Consider the following 24,165-nt stretch of genomic DNA (forward strand, 5'->3'; position numbering starts at 1 on the left):
TTTTATCCTCCTTAACTTTCTTTTGTTATACCTCTAATGTGTTGCAAAAAAACATCGCTATGCTAAATATATGCAAACGGATTTATATCGTATGAAATAGTACTTGCAAGGCATACTAACTACTGCAACAAACTAAACCATTCAGGAGGCGTTTTTTTTGTCACAATCTTTTTATAATGAACAAAACAATGCAACAACACCTAACCAACAACAAAGCCTTAATCATGGTGGCCATGAAGTTATGGACATGCATGAAACGATTGGCGAAATAATCGCTGGACTAAACCTATCCATTATTTTACGTCCACAAGTAAAAGACCCAGAACTACTTAGCATTTTAGATAATCAATATAATTTCACACTCGGTATGTACAATACGATTGTGGAATCTTTTAAAACAGGGCATGATCCTTCTGTTCCAACTGGTCGCTATGAAATGCAGACAGGGAACAACTTCCAATATGGCATTAAGCCTTCTCAGCCGAAAAAGCCTATGCAAAATGCAAGTGAAATCAATGATGAAGTCATTTCAGGCTTCTTACTTGGTGCACATAAAGGTTCAGCTAAATGTATGACTGCAGCAGCAACTGAAACAACAAATCCAGTTGTGCGTCGTGTAGTTGCTGATAGTATTCCCAACTGCATCGAGATGGCATACGAAGTATCTATTTACCAAAATAAGCATGGCTATTATCAAGTGCCACAATACACGCAACAAGATATGCGTGCAATGCTTGATGCCTATGCAACAACTACAAATCCCCTCCATTAAATACAAAAAAACCATTCATCGCTTATGCGTTGAATGGTTTTTCCCATTTTTTTATAAAACTTTTCCTAAAAATGCTTTGGTCCGCTCATTTTTCGGGTTACCAAAGAGTTCTTCTGGTGTTCCTTCTTCTACGATATAGCCACCATCCATAAACACAACACGATCTCCAACTTCTCGTGCAAAGCCCATTTCATGTGTCACGACAATCATTGTCATTCCTTCAATCGCTAGATTTTTCATAACATCTAATACTTCTTTCACCATTTCTGGATCTAGTGCGGAAGTTGGCTCATCAAATAAAATAGCTTTAGGTTTCATCGCTAATGCTCTTGCAATCGCTACACGTTGCTGCTGTCCACCTGAAAGCTGCTCAGGATAGTTGTAAGCCTTACTATCTAGCCCGACCTTTTGCAGTAACTCATGCCCTAGTTTCTCTGCATCTGCACGGTTCATTTTGCGAATTTGCATTGGTGCCATTGTTACATTATCAATGACATTCATGTGAGGGAACAAATTAAATTGTTGGAATACCATTCCGACCTCTGCTCGAATAGCATTGATATTCGTTTTTGGTCCATTTACCTTCACATTTTCAATATAAATTGCACCATCTGTCACTTCTTCTAGCATATTTATGCAACGTAAAAAAGTACTTTTTCCTGATCCTGAAGGTCCAATAACACAGACAACTTGCTTTTCATGTATTTCATAATCGATGCCCTTTAATACTTCCAGTTTTCCGAAGTATTTGTGTAAGTTTTCAATTCTAATCATCTTGCTTCTCTCCCTTCCGCTTTACGAGGGATATAGCTGTTGCTGAATCGTTTTTCAATAAACGCGACTACCTTTGTCACAACATATGTTAAAACTAAGTATAGCAATGCGGCTACAATATAAGGTTCCCAGAAACGGAAGCTCGCACCTGCCACAACTTTACTTGCATATAAAATATCTGGCGCTGCAATAACCGTTACTAATGATGAGTCTTTTAATAATGCAATAAATTCATTGCCAAGTGGTGGAATCATTCGTCTGAAAGCCTGTGGTAAAATAACTTTTTTCATCGCTTGATTGTGTGTTAGGCCAAGTGAACGCGCTGCCTCCATTTGTCCTTTATCAATGCTTTGAATTCCCGCACGGAATATTTCTGCATTATAGGCTGCACAGTTTAATACAAGCGCAGTTATACCTGACACCATATATCCTAATGAATGGCCAAAAATTGTTGGAATCACCGCTAAATGAATTAATAAAATTTGCACTAGCATTGGTGTCCCACGGAATAAATCGACATATAGTTTACATGGCCAGTAAATAAACTTATTTTTAGATACTTTCCCTAAACCTAATAGTAAGCCTAAAATTATACCACCAAAATAACCACTGAGCGTTAAGATGATTGTTATACCAATACCACGGATAAACATATCACGGTAGTTCCAAACTATGTCCCAGCGTAAATCAAAGATGTCCATTAGAACCCCTACTTTCCCTATCAATTTCTCTATTAAATACGCTAATAAATCAAATGAGCCGCTAGCATGATTAGGCTAACGGCATCATCCATTACTTAAAGTCCTTACCAGTAATTTCTTTTAATTTACCATTGTCTTTAATTTTTTGTAGACCTTCATTCAATAGGTTTAATAATTCCGTATTACCTTTTTTCACCATAAAGCCGTAGTATTCTTTTTCAAATGCATCATCTTCAACTACTTTAAGTTTCGCTTTTGGGTTAGCTTTAATATATTCATAAATAACTGCATTATCACCAATTGTTGCATCAACGTTCCCATTTAACATTTCTTGAATAGCAACAGGTTGGCTTTCGAATGCCATAATGTTTGTGCTTGCATCACCTTGTAATTTTTTTGCAGCCATATGACCAGTGGCATTTATTTGCACTGAAATCTTTTTATCTTTTAAATCTGCTAATGACGTAATATCTGAATCCTCTTTAACTACGATTAATAATTGAGATTCATAGTATGGCTCTGTAAAATCGAATGACGCCTTACGTTCTTCATTAATTGTAATCCCCGATGCACCGATGTGTGTTTCACCATTTTTAATTGTTTGGAATACAGGCTCCCACCCGATGTTTTCCCATTCCACTTTAAAGCCCATTTCATCTGCAATCGCTTGCAAAATATCGACATCTAATCCTACAATATTCCCTTTATCGTCAATCGATTCAAATGGTGCAAAAGTAGCCTCTGTACCTACCTTATAAACTTTGTCCTTACCGCCACCATCAGAAACTGCGTCGCCAGAAGATGCATCTTCTTTTGCACCACAGCCTACTAGCACTAGCGTAAATGCTGCTACAACCATTAATAACGTCCAAAAACGTTTTTTCATAGTTTTTCCCCCTATACAATTAATATTTTCCGACTAATTCAATTTTATCAATTCGGAAATGTTAGACTATTAGGTCAATTATAGTGTCAATAGAGGGGATATACAATACGATTTCGTATAAAAGTGATTATTTTTTCATAATAATTAATTTTATAATACAAAACGTAGAGAAATTATGTAATAAAAACAATATCTATGTCTGAAAATGTATACTTATGCAATATTAAGATGATTTTTATGCTAAATTTAGATATTTTTGACCACAAAAAAAGAATCCTCTCAGATAGGATTCTTCTTTTGTGCTAGCAATGCTAGCTTCACGATCAGTATGTTCACTAAAAAACTTTTTGGAGTTATTGCTTTTGATGGTTTAGAAAGGAATCATAATGGGAATAATGCCTACGGGACAGATTTCCACCATATTCCTCTCTTTCTCCATTAAGCAGGCTGCTAAGCAACTTAATAGGAGAATCGAGCTATAAAAGTAAATCAATTCATCAGTAAATGGCGCCCTCGGAGGGAATCGAACCCCCAGTGCAAGAACCGGAATCTTACGTGTTATCCATTACACCACGAGGGCAATTGAACATAAAAAAAAAGTACTCACTCTTAGGCTTTACGGTAAAGCATCATGTAGATAACCCTCATTGTAGAAGCATACCTGCAAAATAGTGTACTGTACTTTAACTTACGACCTTTCCATTATACAAACCTATTGCCCACAATTCAACTATAATTTAAAATTTTTATTAGGGATTTTATTTCTTAATATCAGCGTTAATATTTGACCTTCCCTGACTATAATGTGTATGATAAGGTTACAACTGAAATATAATGGATGATTTCAGTAAAAGTATTCGAATTTAGCTTTTTAAGGAGGATTTAACATGAATTTAATTCCTACAGTTATTGAACAAACAAGTCGTGGTGAGCGTGCTTATGACATTTATTCACGACTACTAAAAGACCGTATTATCCTATTAGGAAGTGCAATTGATGACAACGTTGCAAACTCAATCGTTGCGCAGCTTCTATTTTTAGAAGCAGAAGATCCAGATAAAGACATTTCTCTTTACATTAACTCACCAGGTGGTTCTATTACAGCTGGTATGGCAATCTACGATACAATGCAATTCATCAAGCCAAAAGTACAAACAATTTGTATTGGTATGGCTGCATCAATGGGTGCGTTCCTACTTGCTGCTGGTGAACCTGGTAAACGCTATGCATTACCAAATGCAGAAGTAATGATTCACCAACCACTTGGCGGTGCACAAGGTCAAGCGACTGAAATTGAAATTGCTGCAAAACGCATTTTATTCCTTCGTGAAAAATTAAATGGTATTTTATCTGAACGTACTGGTCAGCCACTAGAAGTCATCTCACGAGATACTGATCGTGATAACTTCATGACAGCTGAACGTGCTAAAGAATACGGCTTAATCGACCACATTTTTGTACGTAACGAACGTTAATTAGAAAAACCCGCTAAGTCCAGATGACTTAGCGGGTTTTTTATGTGTGCCAGGCACTCGAACAATTCTGAATCTTTCGAATTGCACTAGTGACTGACACTCAAAATACAGTGCCCGTGGAAATCCACAGCGTTGATGCTAAAAACCCTCTAAGTCCAGGTGACTTAGAGGGTTTTTTATTTAGTCTTCTTTTTCAATAAGAGCAGCTAATGATGTAACCGCTTGCTCTGCATCGCTACCTTCACTGCTTAAAACAACTTTCGTACCTTTAGCAATCGCTAAGCTCATTACACCCATAATGGATTTGGCATTTACTTTTTTCTCATCTTTCTCAAGAAAAATATCAGCACTAAAACGATTTGCTTCCTGTACAAACAAAGCCGCTTGTCTAGCTTGAAGTCCTAATTTTAATTTTACCTGGACTGTTTTCTCAGTCATTCGCAATTCTCTCCTTCACTACCGTTCGTCTCTTAGTTTTATATTACCGCACTTTACAGCAGAAGAACAATAAGCGATTGCACTTGCTTTCTGTCTTTTGTATGAAAGCTTAACCGCCTATTTTTTCACCTCTTCTTAGTGCATCTGCTATTTCATCTATTTTACGCAATCGATGATTAACGCCTGATTTGCTAACCGTTCCACTTGATACCATTTCACCAAGTTCTTTTAACGTCACATCTTGATATTCCACACGTAAGCGTGCAATTTCACGAAGCTTTTCAGGCAACTGATCCAGCCCTACTGAATTTTCAATAAAGCGAATATTTTCTACCTGGCGCAGTGCAGCACCGATTGTTTTATTCAAGTTTGCTGTTTCACAGTTTACAATACGATTAACACTATTTCGCATATCGCGTAGTATGCGAACATCTTCAAATTTCATCATCGCTTGATGAGCTCCGACAATGTTTAAAAAATCGGAAATCTTTTCCGCTTCTTTTAAGTATGTCACAAAGCCCTTCTTTCGTTCAATTGTTTTTGCATTTAACTCAAATTCATTCATTAAATCCATTAATGCTTCACCGTGTTCTTTATACAAAGAATAAATTTCTAAGTGATAGGCAGACGTTTCTGGGTTATTTACCGAGCCACCTGCTAAAAATGCTCCACGTAAGTAAGCTCTTTTATGGCCACTCTTTTTTATAAGCTCTTTAGAAATTGTGTGATTGAATTGGAAATCATCCGATATTATCGCTAAATCAATAAGTAACTCCCGCGCCCCTTCTCGCACACGACATATATACACGTTATTTTTTTTCAAACGCATTTTCTTCCGTACAAGTAGCTCTACGTTATATGGATACAACTTCTTCATAATAGTGTAAAGCCTTCTTGCAATCGCTGCATTTTCGGTTTGTACGTCTAAACTAAGTTGCTTGTTTGCAAAAGATAATGAACCATTCATACGAATTAATGCAGATACTTCTGCTTTCATACAATAATCGTCCGCTTCTACTTGCGTCAGCTCTTTTTTCGTTTCTGAAGCAAATGACATATTACGCCCTCCTTTCGACCTTTATTTCTATGTATATGTTCATCTTACCATATACAACAAGCATTCTTTAGGACTCTATTGTTGGCTTCCTTACTTTTTCGGTAAGATTTTTGCATAATCCACAAGCCATTGTGCCACATTTGCAGCATTATGGCGCACTGTCCCATCTGGTCGAATGGTTGCAATATCACGTTTAATAACCTCTAATCCCATACTTTCAAGCTTTCCAACATCGAATGTTACGGGTTCCGCACATTCCTCTTTATAAAGCTCTTTAACAGGATGTGGAAGTTGTTCATCATTTACTAAAATAGCATCAATAAAGGAATGTCCAACATGCTTGTGAATTGCCTCAACATGGTCACCTGCTGTATAAGAAATGGTCTCCCCTTTTTGGGTCATTAAATTACATACATAAATTTTTCGTCCCTTTGCTCTAACTACAGCTTCTCCAATTTCTTTTACTAGCAAATTAGGAATAATACTTGTATATAAGCTACCAGGTCCTATTAAAATATAGTCAGCACGATTAATTGCGCGTATTGCTTCTGGTAACGGCTGCACATTTTCAGGCACTAAAAAAACGCGATCAATGCGCTTTCCAGCAGTAGGAATTTTCGACTCACCTTGAATTACTGCCCCATCTTCTAGTTCGGCATGTAAAGTAATTTTTTTATTAGCAGCTGGAATTACTCGACCATGTACTTTTAAAACTTTTCCCATTTCGCTAATAGCATGGCTAAAATCTCCAGTAATATCGGTTAAGGCCGTTAACATTAAATTGCCAAGAGAATGACCATTTAAATCTTCTGATACGGAAAAACGATATTGAAACATTTGCTCAACGAGTGGTTCCACATCCGATAATGCCGCAATGACATTACGAACATCCCCAGGCGGGGGGATATCATAATCATCACGTAAACGTCCTGAGGAACCACCATCATCCGCAACTGTTACGATTGCAGTGATATCAAACGGGTGATGCTTTAAACCACGTAGTAACGTAGAAAGGCCAGTACCACCACCTATTACAACTAGCCTTGTATGCTTTTTCCCCATTCACTCAATCCTTTCTTCGATTGATGTCACGGTGCGATATCACAGCATTTTCTTTTTTGGCCAAGCAAGCGCCAAAATATTCTGCTAAAGTCACCGAACGATGCTGTCCTCCTGTACAACCAAAAGCAATGACAAGTTGCGATTTCCCCTCTTGTTTATAAAGCGGTATCATAAATTCAAACAAATCCGTTAGTTTTTGAATTAGGATTTGTGTATCCTCTAACGCTAATACATAAGAAGAGACTTCTGTTTGCAAACCAGTTTTAGGGCGCAATTCCTCTACATAATAAGGATTTTTTAAAAAGCGCACATCAAATACTAAGTCTGCATCAATTGGCATACCGTGTTTATATCCAAAGGACATAATATTAACTGAAAAAGTGTGATCTGCATCACTTGCAAATGCTTTCACGATTTTCTCACGTAACTCTTTTGGTTTCATATTTGACGTATTATAAACGAAATTAGCGCGGCCTTTTACTTCTGATAGCAGTACGCGTTCTTGTTTAATGCCATCAAGAGGTAAACCAGTTACAGCTAATGGATGTGCACGTCTCGTTTCCTTATAACGTCTCACAAGCGTTGCATCATCTGCATCTAAAAATAAAATGCGGACAACGATATCGCCTTCTTTTAATATATGGTCGAGCGCTCCAATTAGCGAATCAAAAAAGTTGCCGCCACGCATATCCATGACAGCTGCAATACGTGTTATATTTTTACCTGAATCCCTAAGTAAAGTTAAAAAAGTCGTGAGTAACGCTGGTGGTAAATTATCAATACAGTAATACCCTAAATCCTCAAAGCTTTGAATAGCTACTGTCTTCCCAGCTCCAGACATTCCTGTAATAATGACCAATTCATGTGTACATTGTTGACTTTCAACCACCACTGTCATGCAGCTCCTTTATTGTTCTATTGATATTTGTATTTTCTCATGAAGCAATTCAAAATCTTTCGTGTATTCAAATGTGCCGTATTGAATGCCTGATTGGGAAATCGCAAATAGTAAATTCGTTCGATCACCTTCAGCCATCGGCAAATGTTTTAAATCCCCAACTGGGTGCCATGCAAGCTTACCTTCTCTTGTTTCTTCGAATGGAACGCCTTCAATATCTTTCGCCATAAAAGTATATAGCATCCATTCATCCACCTTAACGTTATCTTCCTTAATAATCATCGTATATACACCTTTTAGATGCGCGTTCAATGGGATGACATTTGTTTCTTCCTGAAACTCACGTAAAGCAGCCTCATAAATCGACTCACCGCTTTCCATTTTTCCGCCAGGTGCTACATACCAGCCTCGTCTCGGCTTTTGAAGTAATAATACTTGGCCGTCTTTTACGGCAATTAAGTTTGCAATTCTTTGCATAGACACACCTCTAATCTCTTTTGCATTATATTTTCATTATAGCAAGACCTATCAGAGTTTGTCCTCATTTCACAACTATGGTATCTTGCGCAAAAAACTGTTTATATTGAATCAACATGAATGGCTTTTATTTCTCTTGCATAAAGGGTCGTTGTACTCCCAATGACAGTTATTTTACACGAATAATCATACTTATAGTATACAGTTTTCTATAGTGAGACATGACACATTCAGAAATAATAAGCTTAAGAAGTAGTTATCCAATTGCGGAAAAACCCATTATGCTGTCCACACAGCCCAACGTAAGCTTCGACCGTCGCTATTGTGCAGCTTGTTGCGCCTTATTTTTTGTGCTGTTGTAGCATGAATGGACAAGTAACAATAGCGTCAATAACACTTAAAATTCAGAATTGTTTGAGTGACTGGCACTCAAATATCAAAAATAGGTTGCCCCCACCTAATTAGGCGGAAACAACCTACTAAAAAAATAAAAGGGGGATTGCTAATTACACTCTACATATTACACCTTTTATATGTCATTCAAGTTACAGCAATATTAAAACCGTATTAAAAAATTGTATTTTTTTCCGGTAATAACGGCCAATAGCAACGAGCTTCTACGTTTAGCGTTTTACGCTAGCTATTTCGAGACGAACTATTTCAGGCCTATTATGCGTTAATTTTTTCTAATAATTCTTCCACATAATGTTGTGCTGCTTGCGCTGCAATACTACCATCGCCAGTCGCAGTTACGATTTGGCGAAGCGTTTTTTCACGTACATCTCCTGCAGCAAAAATACCTGGTACTTTCGTTTCCATATTTTCGTTTGTCACAATATAACCAGCTTCATTTAAAATACCTAATGCTTCAAAAGGTTTTGTTAATGGAAGCATACCAATATAGATAAATACGCCATCAGCATTAAATTCTGATTCTGTGCCATCCACAGTTGATTGTAATGTAACGCCGCCTACTTTACCGTTCGCTTCGTTAATTTCTTTTACTGTTGCATTCCAAATGAAATCGATTTTATGGTTGGCAAATGCACGATCTTGTAGAATTTTTTGAGCACGTAATTTATCACGACGGTGAACAATTGTTACTTTATCAGCAAAACGTGTTAAATAAACACCTTCTTCAACAGCTGAATCCCCACCACCTACGACAACGAGATTTTTTTGTTTAAAGAATGCACCATCACATACTGCACAATAGCTGACACCGCGTCCACCAAGCTCTTTTTCACCTGGTACACCCATTTTTTTATATTCTGCACCTGTAGAAAGGATAATTGATCGTGTTTTATATTCTTTTGCACCAGATTTAATGATTTTATATTCTTCTCCATCGATGATTTCTGAAACATCACCGTATGCATACTCAGCACCAAATTTTTTCGCATGCTCGAACATTTTAGTAGACAGTTCAGGCCCTAAAATTGTATCAAACCCTGGATAGTTTTCTACTTCTTCTGTATTCGCCATTTGTCCGCCTGGAATACCGCGTTCAATCATTAGCGTTGAAAGGTTGGCACGTGATGTATAAACAGCCGCAGTCATGCCGGCAGGTCCTGCTCCGATAATTACAACATCATAAATTTTTTCTTCTGACATACATACTTCCTCCTAAACTTGTAAAACTTTTTTATAATAACGTTAGTATGTTCATCGTATGTGAAAGCATGAAGTTATTCAACTATGTTGCTCACAACCTAAATTTAACTGGTTGGTAAAAACATTAACATTTCTTCAATATATTTAGATAATGTAGACACAGATATACCATACTGCTCTGCAATTTCCTTCTTCGTCACCTTCAACATGCGAGATGAGCGGAATAAGAAATCATTTGCACCTGCAATGGCAGCTGGATTTGTAAAGCGATAATTTTCACTAAGCGCTTGTTCACATAGCACAAACCACATTTGAAACATTGGCGCAACCAATGTTGTCATTTTCCCATATTGCTCTAATAAAATCTCTGATACACGGACAGCTCTTAAAAAGCTTGCCTCTACTTTATTTTTTTCATCAAACTGATGGCCAAGTGCGTAAGCTAAAAAAAGCTTTTCAAAAGCATCAAATTGCTCAACATCTATCCATTTAGGATGAGCAATGATTTCCTGTTTATGCGCTGTCCCTTTTAATAAAAACAAACCAAATAGGCGATCACTTATATACTCACTTTCAAGTTTAGATACAATGAAGTCACGATCATGTTCTAATGCGTCAAGTTCATATGTATTTTCATGCTGACGCCAAGGTTCAAAGCCCTCTTTCTCTGGATCAAGCTCAAGTAACTGCTCCCAAGCGCTTTTTGAAATATCATCGTAGCCCGAGAAATACGCCGCATGTGATAACCAAAAGTAAAATCCTGGATCACCTAAATAGCCACGTTTTTGCATGCTTCGTAGCCATTTAAAGGCTATTTCATATTGACCAATAAGTGCAAGCGTTGCACCTAGTTTATAGCGATGATCCCATGCATAAGGCTGGATTTTCACTAAAACTTCTAAAAGAGCATTTAATTCCTCATCATTTTTCTCATAATACGCAATAACCGTTAAATTGCATAACGCATGTAAATTTCCTTTATTTTCACGAAGTACTGTGTTTAGGATTGCTTTTGCTTGCTCTGCTTCACCGACATAGAAATAAGCTAAAGCTAAATTATTGTATGCAGACCAAAATTCTGGTCTATCTTCTACGAGTTGTTCTAAAATGTTTATCGCCTCTGGAAAATCACCCTTTTCCATACAACGACGCGCTTGTTCCTGACGATATAAATCCTCGCCGCTACCTTCAAGCTCTTCATAATCATCTTGTTCAAAAGCTACAAAGTCCAAAATTTCAGCCGCTTCATCTGCATAAGCACCCTCAGGTTCCATCTCTAAGTATTGCTCTGCAAAGCGTTTGGCATCTTGTATAATGCCGACGCATCCAGACACCTCTGCCATATAAAAAATAATTTCTGGCTCATTTGGGTCTAATTGATAGGCACGACGAAGTAAATCATAGGCTTCTTCAAAGCCTTGACCTTCTAATTCTACAATCGCTAATTGCAATAAAATCATCGGGTCATCTGGGCTTAAATCAACAGCACGCTGTAAATATTTATAGGCTTTATCCATCTGTCCGCTATTCATCGCTTGAATTGATTTTTTATAATAATAGTCGCCTGTTGGAATGAACGATACGACATTCGTTTGCTTCTCTTTTTGACGTTTCTTTTCCAAAATATTTCCTCCGAAACAAGAAATAAGGAACGCATCATACGTTCCTTTTTACAGTAACTTATATTATACCATACAATAAGCGATATGCTGTTATTTCTCCTCGTGACGTTTTTCCAACACATGCAATACATCAAAAACATTTACTTTTTGTTCTTGTAGTAAAACTAATAGATGGTAAATTAAATCTGCCGCTTCCCATTTTACCTCTTCTGCATCACGATTTTTTGCACCGATGACAACCTCTGTTGCTTCTTCCCCAACTTTTTTACAAATTTTATCGATGCCTTTATCGAATAAATATGTAGTGTATGCACCCTCTGGCATTTCTTGCTCACGCTTTTCAATTACTTTAACTAGTTCAGGGATAATGCCTACTGAACCAACTTTCGCTTTTTCCAGGAGTACATTCGTAAAGCAAGAAGTCGTGCCGTTGTGGCATGCGGGACCAGCAGGAAGTACTTCTACAACTAATGCATCGCCATCACAATCCGCTTTAATGGATACTACCTTTTGTACGTTGCCACTAGTAGCGCCTTTATGCCATAGCTCTGCGCGAGAACGTGAGTAAAACCATGTTTCGCCTGATTCCAATGTTTTTTCTAATGACTCTTTATTCATATAAGCTACCGTTAATACTTCTTTTGTATTGGCATCTTGCACAACTGCTGTCACAAGACCTTTATCGTCAAATTTAATGTTATCCATCATCGAACTGCCACTCCTTTTTCACGTAAGTATTGTTTTACTTGCGCTACGCTCGTTTCTTTGTAATGAAAAATGGATGCTGCAAGTGCTGCATCTGCATCGACATCATCTGCTAATACTTCGTAAAAATGCTCGGCATTCCCTGCACCGCCACTTGCTATTACTGGGACTGTCACGGAATCTCTTACCGCCTTTGTCAAAGCTAAATCAAAGCCAGATTTTTCTCCGTCCTGATTCATACTTGTTAATAAAATCTCACCAGCACCTAAGCGAACAGCTTCTTTTGCCCATTCGATCACTTGCCAAGATGTTTTGTTGCGGCCACCGTGTGTATACACCATCCATGTGCCATCTTCTTCACTGTAGCGCGCATCGATTGCCACAACGATACATTGCGCACCGAAGAAGTCAGAACCTTCCTTAATTAGCGCTGGACGTTCTAAAGCAGATGTATTAACAGACACTTTATCAGCACCAGCGCGTAAAATACGCTTCATATCCTCTAACGAACGAATACCACCACCAACGGTAAATGGAATAGCTAATGTCGCCGCTGTTTGGCGCACCACATCGACCATCGTTTCACGACCTTCATGCGATGCAGATATGTCCAGGAAGACAAGCTCATCTGCCCCTTGCTCATCATAAAATGTTGCAAGCTCTACAGGATCTCCTGCATCGCGCAATGAAACGAACTGTACACCTTTGACAACACGCCCATCCTTGACATCAAGACATGGAATAATACGTTTTGTTAGCACGCCGCCACCCCTTTTAACCATTGTTCTAATAAGTACACGCCTAACTCCCCTGACTTTTCAGGATGGAATTGCATACCTGTAATCGAGCCGTTTGCAACGATGCCTGGTACTTCAATGCCATAATAGTCTGCATAAGCGACAAGCTCTGTTGCATCAATATTTGTCGCATAAAATGAATGGACAAAATATACATGCTCGGCAGTTGCTTCGTCTTTAAGCCATACAGGGCGATTTGTTACAATCAATTCATTCCACCCCATATGAGGTACTCGATAGGATTGATTCCCTTGAACACCGCTAAAGCGCTGAATGCTCCCTTTGAAAAAGCCTAGCCCCTTCGTTAATGTGACTTCTGTACTTTCCTCAAATAATAACTGCATCCCTAAACAAATACCGAGTAAAGGTCGATTTTCTGCCTTTACTTTTTGTAGATAGTTATCTAATCTTGTTTCCGCTAAGCGCTTCATAGCGTCAGGGAAAGCACCTACACCTGGCAATAGAAGAGCATCCGTTGCATCAAGCTCATGTTCATCTGCCGTTACAATGACCTCACAGCCAAGGCGTTTTAATGCTTGCTCGACACTAAATAAATTGCCCATCCCATAGTCAATTACACCGATTTTCACGTTAACAGCCCCTTCGTTGAAGGTACACCTTTAACACGAGGATCAATCTCCACTGCCGCATCAATCGCACGGGCTAACGCCTTAAAAATAGCTTCAATTATATGGTGCGTGTTATGACCATATGGCACAATAACATGCACATTCATTCTTGCTTCAAGTGCGAACTTCCATAAAAACTCATGTACTAATTCAGTATCAAAAGTGCCTACCTTTTCTTTTAGCTCAGGCACACGATATTCTAAATGCGGACGGTTTGAGCAATCGACTACGACTTGAGCAAGGGCGTCATCCATTGGGACAAAGGCATTACCGTAACGTTTAATGCCTTTCTTATCACCCAGTGCTTCACGAATAGCTTGTCCTAACACAATGCCAAGGTCTTCCGTCGTATGGTGATCGTCAATGTGCGTATCACCGTTCGCTTGTATTGAGCCATTAAAAAGACCGTGTTTAATAAATAAATCCAACATATGGTCCATAAATCCAACACCTGTTTGGATATCTGCTTTGCCCTCACCATCTAAATCAATGGCTACTGATATTTGCGTTTCATTTGTTGTTCGTTCTACCTTTGCATAGCGTCTTTGATCTGTCATCGTTCTACTCCTTTTCCCATCCACGAGATTCGACTGCCCGCGCATGCCCCTCTAGGCCTTCCATGCGAGCTAAGCGTGCGATTTTTGAGGCATTATCGGCCCACGTTTTTTCAGTGTAATAAACGATACTCGATTTTTTCACGAAGTCATCTACATTTAAACCACTTGCAAAACGAGCTGTGCTGTTTGTCGGTAATACATGATTTGTGCCTGCAAAATAATCACCTACAGGCTCTGAGCTATATCGCCCAATGAAAATACCGCCAGCGTGACGTACTTGCTCTGCCACAGCTTCCGCATTTTTTGTCACGATTTCTAAATGTTCTGGTGCTAATGAATTAATGGCCTCAACTGCTTCTGACATCGTCTCGGCAATGTAAATCGCACCATAATTTTCGATAGATGCACGTGCTACCTCTTCACGAGGTAAAGTAGCTAATTGTTTTTCTACTTCAAGCGCTACGTTATAAGCAAGTTGCTCCGATGTTGTTACTAAAATGGCACAAGCCATCTTGTCATGCTCTGCCTGTGATAAAAGATCTGCAGCCACTTCGTCTGCAAAAGCTGTTTCATCTGCAATTACAGCAATTTCACTTGGTCCTGCAATCATATCAATTGCCACTTCACCAAAAACTTCACGCTTTGCTAGAGCAACAAAAATATTACCAGGTCCCGTAATTTTATCGACCGCTTGAATCGTTTCCGTTCCGTAGGCAAGTGCCGCAATTGCCTGCGCACCACCAATTTTATACACTTCTTCTACACCTAAAATATGCGTAGCAGCAAGCACGCCAGCAGGTAATTTACCATCACGACCAGCAGGTGATGTAATAACAATTCGCTTCACACCAGCTACTTGTGCAGGGATAACGTTCATCAATACGGATGATGGATAGGCAGCTGTCCCTCCTGGAACGTAAAGGCCTACAGCATCGAGCGCAGTGATACGTTGTCCAAGCCAGGAGCCATCTGGCAATTCCATCCGATAGCCAGTACGCTTTTGTTGCTCATGATAGAGACGAATATTTTGTGCAGCTTCTGTTAAATCTGCATATAGCTGTGTATCAATCGTGTTGACGCCCTCTGCCATTTCTTCTTTTGTGACACGTAAATTGTCAGGAGCATAGCCATCCCATTTTTCTGTATATGTACGTACTGCGATGTCACCTTGTGCTCGGACATCCGCTAATACTTGTCGTACAACCTTTAATTGTTCTTCATTGCCACCTTCGAGTGGTCGTTTCAAGGAAATACCTTTTGCTAATTTTGTGATTTTCATGAAAAAGTCCCCTTTATTTCTAGGTGTTTTGGCAACACCTTTCGCAAAACTTTTATTAGTCGACACAATTTTTCAAACGTTTTACAAGGTCAATGATGCGATCACCTTTCATTCGATAGCTTACTGGATTGGCGATTAGGCGCGATGACACATCCGTAATAAACTCATACTCGACTAAGCCATTTTCTTTGAGCGTACGTCCAGTTGATACAATATCGACAATGCGATCTGCTAAGCCTATCATCGGTGCAAGCTCAATCGACCCATTTAATTCAATAATTTCTACTTGCTCGCCAATACCTTTATAGTATTTCATCGCAATGTTTGGATATTTTGTCGCAATGCGTGGTGCAATTTCGTTCATTGTCGTATTAGGTAAACCCGCTGATGCGATATAGCATGTACTTATTCTTAAATCAAGGAGCTCATGGACAACTCGCTGTTGTTCCAGTAAAACATCTTTTCCTGCAATGCCTATATCTGCAACACCGTGCTCGACATATACAGGAACATCCATAGGTTTTGCTAATATAAAACGAATTTTTTCTTCAGGAATTTCGATCATTAATTTACGTGTCATCTCGACCTCTTCTGGTAAATTAAAGCCTGCATCAATAAGCATTTGGTATGCCTCTTCAAAAATACGCCCTTTTGGCATAGCAATTGTTAATTCATTCACCGCGAACTTCCTCCTGTCCAACAACAACTACCTCAGTAAAATGCGTTAAAAAGGCTGCTTCATCAACTAAACTACTTCTTACCTGCAATGTCGCCTGTTTTCCCGCTGCTCTTAAAGCTTTTATCTTTTCAAGAGCCTCCTCAAAGTCTTCTTCCTCAAATAGCACAACAATAGCTTCTTCCTTTTGCAAAGCTTGTGCTGTTATCGTTTCTAATAGTCTATCTACACGAATACTAAAACCTGTAGCCCCCACTTTTGAGCCAAAGACTTCAAGCAGTCCATCATAGCGTCCTCCATTGCCTAAAGGGAAACCACTGCCTGAGGCAAACACTTCAAATAACATGCCTGTGTAATAGCTCATATGACTTGATAGTGTAAAATCAAACGCAACATATTGAGCTAAGTCCGCAACTTCTAACAATTTTGCAAGCTGTTGCATATAGTCTAATGCGTCATTTTTACGCACATATTTTTCAATATCTCGAATTTCCTTTAAGGTCATTGCCTCTTCAATAAATTGTAGCAATGCATCTGATTTTGTCTTTGGTAAATCAAATGATGCCACTGCCTCTTCAAAGCCTACGTAGTTACGCTGTACAAGCAAAGTGCGTAGTGCATCTTGTTGTTCGGTACTTTCTGTATAGTCCTGTAAGATACAATTTAAGACACCTGCATGTCCAATGGTTACTTTGAAGTTTTCAATGCCAAACTGCTTTAACAGTTCCATTGCTGTAGCGATTACCTCAGCATCCGCAAATACCGAATGATCACCGATTAGCTCAACACCCATTTGCTCAAATTCTGCTGGCCGTCCACCTTCTGTTTCCTGTGCACGAAATACACTAGCAAAGTAAGCTAAGCGTAACGGTATCATTTCTTTTAATAATTTTGAAGTAGCTACTCGAGCAATCGGCGTTGTCATGTCAGGTCGTAGGACGAGCGTATTGCCCTGACTATCTACAAGCTTGAATAAATGCGCATCGGAAATTGCCGATGCTTTACCTACTGTATCGAAATACTCTACTGTAGGCGTTTTTATAAATTCATAGCCCCTTGAGCGTAAAAAATTACGACCTGTATGTCTTACAGCTTCTACTTTTTCATAGATTTGCGGAAATTTATCGCGCATACCAAGTGGCTTTTCAAACATTTTAATCGCTGACATGTTGACACTTCCTCACATTTCACTTTAATTCACTAGAGTGCTAGAGAATTAGAATATGAAAGTATTTTAACGCATTCCTTTTATCCAGTCAATATATTACGCACTGAATTCTCTAAAGATTTAATTACTTATTATTCAGTTAATTATACACCTATTTATATAAAGTGGAACTTTTATCAATCTCTATCACACAGCTTGAATAACGTAAAAATAGCTAGTACAAAAGAAAAAGTGTTAGATTGACTGCAATCAATCTAACACTTTTTCCAACGCCGTTGATGTCCGCTACGGCGGATGCTTTCCGCGGGCACAGTGTAAGCCGCAACCCTCGCTGTCGCGCGGTCTGTTGCGTCTTACAACATGTGCTGTTCCCGCAGGAGTCTACGTGGATTTTTACTTAGTAATTAAATATTACATGGTAGCGTGGAAATTGCATTAGTGCCGAGAACCCGTCCACCGTTAGATTTTATCTATTGCCAAAGAATGAATAGCTAAGTTCTCCTTCAGAAAAATAGTAAAATTTACGAACACCTTTGTCCCTGTTTATCAATTACACCTCGGCGCAATTGTGTCGCAGCCTCATTATTTCACTTTTTCGGTGTACACCATTGCACATCTTCCTTCTGTTTGCGCTCCGCCATCTGTTCTGCTGTATAAATAATTTGCATCGGGTTACCACCTGCTAGACAGCCTGCAGGTACATCCTTATGTACTAGTGTCGCGGCTGACACAATGGCTCCGTCTCCTATTGTCACGCCAGGTAAAATAGTCGAATTAGCACCTACCATCACTTCATTGCCAATATGGACATCCCCTAGACGATATTCTTCAATTAAGTATTCATGTGCTAATATTGTCGTATTAAAGCCAATGACAGTATTATTGCCGACATGGATACGCTCAGGAAACATCGTATCTGGCATGACCATTAAGGCTATAGATGTTTGGTCACCGATTTTCATTTTTAAAAATGTGCGATACAGCCAGTTCTTCACGCGTAAAAATGGTGTGAAGCGTCCAATTTGAATGACAATGAAGCACTTCATCACCTTCCAAAAGGACACCGTATCATAGACATTCCATAGCGAGTTTGCTCCTTCGACACGATATCTTTCTGTTTTACGCGCCATGCATTTACCCCTCTTTCACAATATCAAGTAAATCGTTCATATGCTGCAACATATACTCTGGGTTAAACTGCTGTAAATATTGTTCACCTTTAATTGACCATGCGACACCTGCAGCTCTTACTCCCGCATTATGACCAGCTTCAATATCATGAGAATTATCACCAATCATAATGGCTTCTTCCTTTACTACACCTAGACGTGATAGGGCAAGTAAGACAGGCTCTGGATCTGGCTTCACGTTTTGCACATCATCTGTCCCCACAATCACGTCGAATAGATGTCTAGCACCTAAAATGTTCAAGCCGCGATCAATCATACCATTACGCTTAGTTGAGACAATGGCTAATTTAATACCCATTGACTTTAATTGCTCTAACGTTGACACAACATCTGGGAACTCTGTTACAAGCTCATCATGGTGTGGTTCATTCCAAGCGCGATATTTTGCCATCATTTCCTCTTCTTCGCCTGGCGTTAAATCACTAAATGTTTGTTTTAATGACGGACCCATGAATTTTAGGAAATCTTTTGGCGAATATTGCCCGGGAAATCTCTCTTCTAAAACATGCATAAATGATTGAATAATTAAGTCATTTGTATTTAATAGTGTTCCATCAAAATCAAAAAGTAATGCTTTTACAGCCATACATTACACTCCTTACTTATTGTCCAAATATTTCACTGCTGGCTTAACTTTCAATCGTCGGTAAATAATTGCTCCAAGGCCAATGACAATACCAATAATTGAAACGACCTGCGCTGATCTTATATCTCCAACTAAATATAGACTATCTGTACGTAAACCTTCTATATAGAAACGACCAATTGAATACCAAATTAAATAACCAAAGAAAATTTCCCCACGATTTAAATTCACTTTCCGTAATGCCAGTAAAATTAATAAACCGACAAAATTCCATGCAGATTCATATAAAAACGTAGGATGTACATATGTTCCAAGTTCTTCAATGTACATTTGATTAATAATCCAATCTGGAAGCATTAGGTTTTCTAAAAACGAACGTGACACTGGTCCACCAAATGCTTCTTGATTCATAAAATTGCCCCAGCGACCAATAATTTGTCCAATTAATAGACTTGGCGCTAGAATATCTGCCACGCGTAAAAAGCTTACCCCTTTTTTTCGAGTAAATATGTAAGCTGTCACAAATGCACCTATTAGCGCACCGTGAATAGCAATACCGCCATTCCAAATTTGAATAATGCTGCCTGGATTTTCACTATAATAATCCCAACGCATTGAAACATAATAGATGCGTGCACAAACGATTGAGATCGGTACTGCCCATAATAACAAGTCAGCTAAAAAATCCTCGGGCAAACCGCGTTTTACAGCCTCTCGTTGTCCAACAAAATATGCTAAAATAATCCCCGATACAATTAACAGTCCGTACCAACGTACAGGAATTGGCCCTAAATGAAAGGCAATCGGGTTAATGTCTAAAAGTAATAAATCCATCTTTAACTCCTTTCAATATTTAACAATTTATTAATCGTCTAATTCATCTGTTGAAGAAATGACTTCATCTAAACGTCGTGAAAACTCTTCAGCTGCATTGACACCCATTTTTTTCAAACGGTAATTCATTGCTGCCACTTCGATAATTACGGATACATTTCGTCCAGGTCGAACTGGGATTGTTAGTTTTGTCAGCTCTGTATCAATTATCTTCATTTTCTCTTCTTCTAAACCTAAACGATCATATACTTTGGCAGGATCCCAAATCTCTAACTCAATAATTAAAGTAATACGTTTATATGGTCGTACGGCACTTGCTCCAAAGAGTGTCATAATATCGATAATACCGATCCCTCGTATTTCCAATAAATGCTCTAATAAAGGTGGTGGACTACCTATTAAAAAGTTCTCTGATTCCTGACGGATTTCAACACAATCATCTGCAACTAATCGATGTCCTTTTTTCACTAGTTCTAGCGCTGTTTCACTTTTCCCAACACCACTTTTTCCGATAATAAGCACACCAATGCCATAGACATCAACTAACACACCGTGTGCCGCTGTCATAGGTGCTAAACGCCCCTCTAAATAATTGGTTAGCCTACTCGAAAATTTCGTTGTCGTCATATGTGTTTTAAATACAGGTACATGCTTTTCGTTTGAGGCTTGAATTAGCTCCTCAGGTACTTCTAGGTCACGGGAGATAATTATCGCAGGTGTATCCTGTGAACATAGTAAACGCATGCGCTCTAGTTTAACATTTGCTGGTAACATTTCGAAAAAGGAAAGTTCTGTTTTCCCTAGCAATTGAACTCGATTTGCAGGATAATGCGTAAAATACCCAGCCATCTCTAACCCTGGTCTAGAAATATCACTTGTAGTAATCGTTCTTCCTATACCTTCCTCGCCGCCTAATAGTTCTAATTTAAATTTTTCCATTACATCCCTTGTCAATACTACGACCAATGTGTGCAGCCTCCATTCAAACGAATTGAATATTGTTTTATTTTAGCATGCCTATGTATAAAAGAAATGAATTTACACTTGTTTGCATGTTTATTTAGTAACACCATTATACTTTCTTCTAAACGGTGGTGTAACAAACAAGTGCAAAATAATGAGAGTTATACTATTTACATGTATTAAATAGAAAAACTAGCGGTCTCCAGAACCGCTAGTTTTTAGCTTTGATTATTTTTGAGTCGCTAACCATTTGGCAACAGCTTCAGCATCTGCACCTTTAATAAGTCCAGCTGGCATTGCCCCACGACCATTGTTAATTACATCTAAAATTTCCTCTTCCGATAAGCGAGAACCTACATTGTTTAGTGCAGGTGTATTACCCATACCTTGTAGCTCACCACCGTGACAAGAAACACATGATTTCATTGCGATAGCTTTACCGTCTGGTTCAGCAGCCGTATCGTTATTACCCGTAGCATTATTTTTATCTCCGCCGCCACCACATGCAGCTAAGAAAATTGCTGAACCGAACACTAATGTTAACATTGCTTTTTTCATTAGTACCCCTCCTAAGTAAATGAATATCTTACCATTGCTATTATACCAAATTTATGCGCGCTTGAAACCTTCACCTAACACCTCGTAAGCATCAGAAACGATGACAAACGCAGACGGATCAACGCTTTTAATGAGTTGTTTCAGCTTTGTGAACTCTGTTTGATAGACAACAACCATTAAAACTGGTCGTGCTTCTCCTGTATAACCGCCAATTGCAGGCAATTTTGTCACGCCACGATCAATTTCAGCATATATGGCATCACGCACTTCATCTTGTTTCAACGTAATAATATACACCATTTTCGATTGGCTAAATCCAAGCTGAATGATATCAATCGTTTTCGTTGTGACATAAAGGCCGATTAAGGCATAGAGTCCTTTTTCTAAGTCAAAAACAATTGCTGCACTAATCGCGATAATTCCATCAATTAATAGTACACTTGTACCAAGCGATAAACCGGTATACTTTGTAATAATTTGAGCTAGTAAATCAGTGCCACCAGTAGAAGCATTCCCCTTAAAGACTAGTCCTATTCCTAAACCAACAACAATTCCACCAAAAAGCGCACCGAGTAAAGGGTTATCCGTCCAAGGTTCCCAATTATTCGTTAATAAGACGATAAACGGTAACGTTATTGTGCCAACAAAAGACTTTACGCCAAACTTTTTACCAAGTATTAGAACTCCAGCTAAAAACAACGGGATATTAAATGCATATTGTACTAGTCCAGGATTCCAGCCAAATAAGCCATGTAAAATGGTACTTATACCGCTAACGCCTCCTGAAGCTACTTGATTTGGTAGTAAAAATACATTAAAACCAATTGCCACAATAGCGGCACCAACAATTACATACACATATTCCACTATACTTGCCTTTACATCTTGTGTTTGATTCATTTCCTCACGCCCACTTCAACTATCAGAATTTTTCTAAAGACGACATGATTATAGCAAATAGTTTTCATGTTGAGAACTTCATCTTGATGAAGAGAAACTCGACTTAACAAACAAAAAAAGCTACCTTGTGAACATCGGTAGCTTAGTTTCTGTAGTTTTTCCCTAATTATAATGATGTTTCTGCCCATTCTAAAGCTTCATTATATAAAAGATCAATACTTGTCATTTCGATATTTATTTGCGGTGCTAATTCTTCTAGGCGTTCCCAATCTAATTTACCTAGAGCAATACTAAATTCTAAATAGGGGGTCATTTCAGTTTGTCCACCTAAAATTGTTTCCGTAATTGCCTCTGAAAAAGGTAATTGCTGTAAAATTGCACTCATCGGTCTTTGTAATATCGTATCAATTAATGAAAACATCCCAACTAAAAAGTACTCTGAAAAGTTTTGCTTATATGATAGTTTTGCTAATTTTTCACAAACTTTTGCTCTGAACAATGATGTACGCATTAATTCTTGGAAAAGATCTGAATCTGTTTTACCATCGAACTCACGCAAAGCTAATAAATAGATCCACTTACGAAGATTGGCTAAACCAAGTAGTAGTATAGCTTGTTTAATTGAACGTACTTTAGATTTTGATCGTCTATTAGAATTATTAATCATTTGTAATAATTTATACGTCAACGATATATCCCGTTCTATATTTTCCGCTAACAGATGAACATTCGGCTCCTCTTCTTTCAAAAGAGAAATTATATGAAAATATTGAATAGCATTTGCAGGTATATCCATTGCTCTAATGATTTGAGGCTGCTCAAAGAAATAACCTTGGAATAACTCATAACCTGAATGCTTAGCTACTTTAAATTGCTTTTGTGTTTCTACTTTTTCAGCAAGCAATTTAATATGGGGGAAATTTTCTTTTACCATATTTTCAATTTCCATTCGTTCAAGCAAAGAGGAAAATAAAAAATCCACTTTTATATAATCAATATGTGGGAAAAGTTTTTCATAAACTTGTACATCTTCGTTTAAAATAAAATCATCTAAAGCTATTTTAAATCCATGCGCCTTCAGTTCAATGACACGCTCAACTAATTTTGGTGTTAGTGGTACATCCTCTAAAATCTCAATTACTATTTGAGAAGGATTTAAAAATTCAACGATTGAACTCATAATCAGGTTTTCCGTAAAATTAACAAAACAAGGCTTACCTTTCGTCACCTCATCGATACCAATTGATAAAAATGAGTTCACTAACACATCTACTGTTGCAGCATCCGAATCGACATCAGGAAATGAATTTACATTTTTATTTCGATACAACAATTCATATGCAACGACCTGTTCGTGAAGATTAAAGATTGGCTGTCTTCCGATAAATACTTCCATTTCGTTGCCTCCAATTCACCATTTTCTAGTAATTATTATAGCACCTTTCATTACCTTACGCTTATTTTTTCAGCAACATATTAATTGATTGTTATTCTTCAACTAACATATACCTATACAATTGGTTTTTTATTACTTATGTACTAATGGC

General features: G+C 38.2%; 26 protein-coding genes and 1 tRNA gene. 2 read left to right on the plus strand and 25 right to left on the minus strand.

The annotated features are described in order from the left end of the window. The first annotated feature begins 157 nt into the window (after positions 1 to 157). Complete coding sequence (locus FH508_RS19835) at positions 158 to 772, plus strand: spore coat protein (RefSeq protein WP_173479453.1); 615 nt, start codon at positions 158 to 160, stop codon at positions 770 to 772. A gap of 51 nt (positions 773 to 823) precedes the next feature. Here the strand turns inward: FH508_RS19835 and FH508_RS19840 are convergent, their stop codons facing one another. From FH508_RS19840 to FH508_RS19855, 4 genes are all read right to left on the minus strand, one after another. Further along, positions 824 to 1,546 carry an amino acid ABC transporter ATP-binding protein gene (locus FH508_RS19840; RefSeq protein ID WP_173479452.1) on the minus strand — a complete coding sequence of 241 codons (723 nt, stop codon included), beginning with the start codon at positions 1,544 to 1,546 and terminating at the stop codon, positions 824 to 826. After that, complete coding sequence (locus tag FH508_RS19845) at positions 1,543 to 2,247, minus strand: amino acid ABC transporter permease (protein ID WP_173479451.1); 705 nt, start codon at positions 2,245 to 2,247, stop codon at positions 1,543 to 1,545. The genes FH508_RS19840 and FH508_RS19845 overlap by 4 nt, the downstream gene beginning before the upstream one ends. 91 nt (positions 2,248 to 2,338) lie before the next feature. Continuing rightward, positions 2,339 to 3,133 carry a basic amino acid ABC transporter substrate-binding protein gene (locus FH508_RS19850; protein WP_173479450.1) on the minus strand — a complete coding sequence of 265 codons (795 nt, stop codon included), beginning with the start codon at positions 3,131 to 3,133 and terminating at the stop codon, positions 2,339 to 2,341. Positions 3,134 to 3,638: 505 nt separating this feature from the next. Next, a tRNA-Arg gene (locus FH508_RS19855) sits at positions 3,639 to 3,713 on the minus strand. Positions 3,714 to 4,020: 307 nt separating this feature from the next. Between FH508_RS19855 and clpP the strand changes: the two genes are divergently transcribed. After that, positions 4,021 to 4,608: an ATP-dependent Clp endopeptidase proteolytic subunit ClpP gene (clpP, locus tag FH508_RS19860; RefSeq protein WP_024363901.1), complete on the plus strand. Its 588-nt coding sequence runs from the start codon at positions 4,021 to 4,023 to the stop codon at positions 4,606 to 4,608. A 180-nt stretch (positions 4,609 to 4,788) separates the two neighbouring features. Here clpP and FH508_RS19865 read toward each other — a convergent pair whose 3' ends face one another. From FH508_RS19865 to FH508_RS19965, 21 genes are all read right to left on the minus strand, one after another. After that, entirely contained in the window at positions 4,789 to 5,046 is a 258-nt protein-coding gene (locus tag FH508_RS19865; RefSeq protein WP_173479449.1) for an HPr family phosphocarrier protein, read from the minus strand. Positions 5,047 to 5,155: 109 nt separating this feature from the next. Continuing rightward, positions 5,156 to 6,103, minus strand: a complete 948-nt coding sequence (whiA, locus tag FH508_RS19870; RefSeq protein WP_173479448.1) for a DNA-binding protein WhiA — start codon at positions 6,101 to 6,103, stop codon at positions 5,156 to 5,158. Positions 6,104 to 6,193: 90 nt separating this feature from the next. After that, positions 6,194 to 7,165: a gluconeogenesis factor YvcK family protein gene (gene yvcK, locus FH508_RS19875; protein WP_173479447.1), complete on the minus strand. Its 972-nt coding sequence runs from the start codon at positions 7,163 to 7,165 to the stop codon at positions 6,194 to 6,196. Between the two features lie 4 nt (positions 7,166 to 7,169). Further along, positions 7,170 to 8,063, minus strand: a complete 894-nt coding sequence (gene rapZ, locus FH508_RS19880; RefSeq protein WP_173479446.1) for an RNase adapter RapZ — start codon at positions 8,061 to 8,063, stop codon at positions 7,170 to 7,172. Positions 8,064 to 8,072: 9 nt separating this feature from the next. Then, positions 8,073 to 8,540, minus strand: coding sequence for an NUDIX domain-containing protein (locus FH508_RS19885; protein ID WP_173479445.1), 468 nt, complete (start codon positions 8,538 to 8,540; stop codon positions 8,073 to 8,075). A gap of 669 nt (positions 8,541 to 9,209) precedes the next feature. After that, entirely contained in the window at positions 9,210 to 10,154 is a 945-nt protein-coding gene (trxB, locus tag FH508_RS19890) for a thioredoxin-disulfide reductase (RefSeq protein ID WP_173479444.1), read from the minus strand. 104 nt (positions 10,155 to 10,258) lie between these two features. After that, complete coding sequence (locus tag FH508_RS19895; RefSeq protein ID WP_173479443.1) at positions 10,259 to 11,776, minus strand: tetratricopeptide repeat protein; 1,518 nt, start codon at positions 11,774 to 11,776, stop codon at positions 10,259 to 10,261. Positions 11,777 to 11,866: 90 nt separating this feature from the next. Further along, positions 11,867 to 12,484 carry a bifunctional phosphoribosyl-AMP cyclohydrolase/phosphoribosyl-ATP diphosphatase HisIE gene (hisIE, locus tag FH508_RS19900; RefSeq protein WP_173479442.1) on the minus strand — a complete coding sequence of 206 codons (618 nt, stop codon included), beginning with the start codon at positions 12,482 to 12,484 and terminating at the stop codon, positions 11,867 to 11,869. Further along, entirely contained in the window at positions 12,481 to 13,242 is a 762-nt protein-coding gene (gene hisF, locus FH508_RS19905) for an imidazole glycerol phosphate synthase subunit HisF (protein ID WP_173479542.1), read from the minus strand. Before hisF ends, hisIE begins: the two co-directional genes overlap by 4 nt. Continuing rightward, entirely contained in the window at positions 13,236 to 13,868 is a 633-nt protein-coding gene (hisH, locus tag FH508_RS19910; protein WP_173479441.1) for an imidazole glycerol phosphate synthase subunit HisH, read from the minus strand. Before hisH ends, hisF begins: the two co-directional genes overlap by 7 nt. Continuing rightward, positions 13,865 to 14,464 carry an imidazoleglycerol-phosphate dehydratase HisB gene (gene hisB / locus FH508_RS19915; protein ID WP_173479440.1) on the minus strand — a complete coding sequence of 200 codons (600 nt, stop codon included), beginning with the start codon at positions 14,462 to 14,464 and terminating at the stop codon, positions 13,865 to 13,867. The genes hisH and hisB overlap by 4 nt, the downstream gene beginning before the upstream one ends. A gap of 4 nt (positions 14,465 to 14,468) precedes the next feature. Further along, a complete protein-coding gene (gene hisD / locus FH508_RS19920) occupies positions 14,469 to 15,743 on the minus strand; it encodes a histidinol dehydrogenase (protein WP_173479439.1) in 1,275 nt (424 codons plus the stop codon). A gap of 55 nt (positions 15,744 to 15,798) precedes the next feature. Further along, a complete protein-coding gene (gene hisG / locus FH508_RS19925) occupies positions 15,799 to 16,422 on the minus strand; it encodes an ATP phosphoribosyltransferase (RefSeq protein ID WP_173479438.1) in 624 nt (207 codons plus the stop codon). Then, positions 16,415 to 17,587, minus strand: a complete 1,173-nt coding sequence (locus FH508_RS19930; protein WP_173479437.1) for an ATP phosphoribosyltransferase regulatory subunit — start codon at positions 17,585 to 17,587, stop codon at positions 16,415 to 16,417. Before FH508_RS19930 ends, hisG begins: the two co-directional genes overlap by 8 nt. Before the next feature lie 587 nt (positions 17,588 to 18,174). Beyond that, entirely contained in the window at positions 18,175 to 18,717 is a 543-nt protein-coding gene (locus FH508_RS19935) for an acyltransferase (protein WP_173479436.1), read from the minus strand. 4 nt (positions 18,718 to 18,721) lie between these two features. Beyond that, the gene (ppaX, locus tag FH508_RS19940; protein ID WP_173479435.1) at positions 18,722 to 19,363 is read right to left on the minus strand and encodes a pyrophosphatase PpaX; all 642 of its coding nucleotides are present in this window, start codon (positions 19,361 to 19,363) and stop codon (positions 18,722 to 18,724) included. 12 nt (positions 19,364 to 19,375) lie between these two features. Continuing rightward, the gene (lgt, locus tag FH508_RS19945; protein WP_139859786.1) at positions 19,376 to 20,197 is read right to left on the minus strand and encodes a prolipoprotein diacylglyceryl transferase; all 822 of its coding nucleotides are present in this window, start codon (positions 20,195 to 20,197) and stop codon (positions 19,376 to 19,378) included. Between the two features lie 30 nt (positions 20,198 to 20,227). Then, complete coding sequence (gene hprK / locus FH508_RS19950; RefSeq protein ID WP_139859785.1) at positions 20,228 to 21,163, minus strand: HPr(Ser) kinase/phosphatase; 936 nt, start codon at positions 21,161 to 21,163, stop codon at positions 20,228 to 20,230. 225 nt (positions 21,164 to 21,388) lie between these two features. Then, positions 21,389 to 21,718 (minus strand): cytochrome c551, encoded by a 330-nt coding sequence (cccB, locus tag FH508_RS19955; RefSeq protein ID WP_139859783.1) that lies wholly within the window; start codon positions 21,716 to 21,718, stop codon positions 21,389 to 21,391. 51 nt (positions 21,719 to 21,769) lie between these two features. Further along, a complete protein-coding gene (locus FH508_RS19960; RefSeq protein ID WP_139859781.1) occupies positions 21,770 to 22,618 on the minus strand; it encodes a YitT family protein in 849 nt (282 codons plus the stop codon). Between the two features lie 166 nt (positions 22,619 to 22,784). Next, positions 22,785 to 24,014: an EAL and HDOD domain-containing protein gene (locus FH508_RS19965; RefSeq protein ID WP_173479434.1), complete on the minus strand. Its 1,230-nt coding sequence runs from the start codon at positions 24,012 to 24,014 to the stop codon at positions 22,785 to 22,787. Between the last annotated feature and the right edge of the window lie 151 nt (positions 24,015 to 24,165).

This window comes from Lysinibacillus sp. CD3-6 (assembly GCF_006351725.2).
Classification (GTDB): domain Bacteria; phylum Bacillota; class Bacilli; order Bacillales_A; family Planococcaceae; genus Lysinibacillus.